Raw genomic sequence first — 2230 nt, forward strand, 5'->3', positions numbered from 1 at the left:
ATTATTATAGAAGCCCCCATGAATAAATCGCTCATCATTTTCGGCATCGTCAACATAACCTCGGACAGTTTCTCCGATGGAGGCCGGTATCTGGCGCCAGACGCAGCCATTGCGCAGGCGCGTAAGCTGATGGCCGAGGGGGCAGATGTGATCGACCTCGGTCCGGCATCCAGCAATCCCGACGCCGCGCCTGTTTCGTCCGACACAGAAATCGCGCGTATCGCGCCGGTGCTGGACGCGCTCAAGGCAGATGGCATTCCCGTCTCGCTCGACAGTTATCAACCCGCGACGCAAGCCTATGCCTTGTCGCGTGGTGTGGCCTATCTCAATGATATTCGCGGTTTTCCAGACGCTGCGTTCTATCCGCAATTGGCGAAATCATCTGCCAAACTCGTCGTTATGCATTCGGTGCAAGACGGGCAGGCAGATCGGCGCGAGGCACCCGCTGGCGACATCATGGATCACATTGCGGCGTTCTTTGACGCGCGCATCGCGGCGCTGACGGGTGCCGGTATCAAACGCAACCGCCTTGTCCTTGATCCCGGCATGGGGTTTTTTCTGGGGGCTGCTCCCGAAACCTCGCTCTCGGTGCTGGCGCGGTTCGATGAATTGCGGCTGCGCTTCGATTTGCCGGTGCTTCTGTCTGTTTCGCGCAAATCCTTTCTGCGCGCGCTCACAGGCCGTGGTCCGGGGGATGTCGGGGCCGCGACACTCGCTGCAGAGCTTGCCGCCGCCGCAGGTGGAGCTGACTTCATCCGCACACACGAGCCGCGCCCCTTGCGCGACGGGCTGGCGGTATTGGCGGCGCTGAAAGAAACCGCAAGAATTCGTTAACTGCACATTCGGGATATTTCTCTATATTCGCGGTTCAGCAGGCATGTCCCCTTTGAGGGCGACCCGACGACAGGATAATCGACCTTATGGTGCGCAAATATTTCGGCACAGACGGTATTCGTGGCAAAGCCAACGAAGGCGCGATGACGGCGGAAACCGCCTTGCGCGTCGGCATGGCGGCTGGCCGTGTCTTTCGTCGCGGTGACCACCGCCATCGTGTCGTGATCGGCAAGGATACGCGCCTGTCGGGCTATATGCTTGAACCCGCGCTCACAGCCGGTTTCACCTCGATGGGCATGGACGTATTCCTTTTTGGCCCGCTGCCGACAACGTATAGGAAGAATAAACGCCCTTTTCACCCAAGTCCAACAGCTTTGGACCGCAGTTGACTCTTTCGACACCCCTGCGATGCAACCCAATCCGGCTGACGGGGAGCCAGCAACGCTGAAAATTTACCCTCCTCTTTCCCACTAGCGGCTCCTTTTCCGACAACCAGCACGGCGGATCCCTGCCGCGGCGCTGTGAACGCAGCATTTTGATTGGTATCGTTGGCCTTCAGGCTCGTCAGTCAAACAGACCCAGGAGCAGCTCAGCCGGTGGCGCCCGGCTTTCGGGTAACGCCCTGGTCCCGCTGGTTTCGGCTTTGTGCTTCAGGTGATCAAGGATCTGCTTGATCACTATAGGGTCTTCAATGCAGGCGATGACTTTCATGGCGCCGCCGCAGCCGCTGCAGGTCTCGATGTCGATATTGAAAACACGCTTGAGCCGTTGCGCCCATGTCATCGACGCTCGCCGTTGTGCTGGTGTTGCCGGTTCATCAGCCACCCTGACCTTGTTGCCCCTGCCCCGTTTTGCCGGCGTGACCAACGCCCGGTGCCGACTGTTGGGTGCGAACACCCCGTGGAAGCGGGTTAGGTTGACTCTGGGCTTCGGTACCAGGGCGGCCAGCCTTGCAATGAAATCCAATGGTTCGAAAATGACGTGCGTGGTGCCGTCCCGGTACGGCGTCTTGAGCTGGTAGCGCACGTTGCCGCCTCGTGTTAACGACAGCCGCTTCTCGGATACCGCCGGGCGGCTGATGTACCGGCACAGCCGTTCGAGCTTCTTGCGTTCATCGGCCCTGGCCGCCACGCCGGCGTGCAGGCTGGACCCGGCTACCTTGCCAATCCCGTCACCGAACGGATCACCACTGGTCGGCAGAGTTTGCAAAGTGAACACCTTTCGCCCCGCCTGTGAACCGACAGCGATACGGTAAGTGATCGAGTGCCCCAGCAGGGGTGTCATCGGGTCGTCATCCACCGCATCCGAGGCCAGATAGCTGTTTTCGACATCCCGTTCCAGCAGGCCTTGCCGTTCCAGATAGCGACCCACCCGGTGGGCGATGGTGTGCGTCAGC

The 2230-nt window shown here is 60.1% G+C and carries 2 protein-coding genes and 1 pseudogene; 2 read left to right on the plus strand and 1 reads right to left on the minus strand.

What is annotated here, in order from left to right; genetic code table 11:
• The first annotated feature begins 18 nt into the window (after positions 1–18).
• Together sul2 and FTV11_RS16835 are read left to right on the plus strand one after the other, a co-directional pair.
• Positions 19–834 (plus strand): sulfonamide-resistant dihydropteroate synthase Sul2, encoded by an 816-nt coding sequence (sul2, locus tag FTV11_RS16830; RefSeq protein WP_001043260.1) that lies wholly within the window; start codon positions 19–21, stop codon positions 832–834.
• An 86-nt stretch (positions 835–920) separates the two neighbouring features.
• Positions 921–1223, plus strand: coding sequence for a phosphoglucosamine mutase (locus FTV11_RS16835; protein WP_000251875.1), 303 nt, complete (start codon positions 921–923; stop codon positions 1221–1223).
• Between the two features lie 175 nt (positions 1224–1398).
• Here FTV11_RS16835 and FTV11_RS16845 read toward each other — a convergent pair.
• Positions 1399–2230, minus strand: a pseudogene (locus FTV11_RS16845) (IS91-like element ISVsa3 family transposase); the annotation flags it as partial.

This window comes from Acinetobacter sp. YH12231 (assembly GCF_013417755.1).
Classification (GTDB): Bacteria; Pseudomonadota; Gammaproteobacteria; order Pseudomonadales; family Moraxellaceae; genus Acinetobacter; species Acinetobacter amyesii.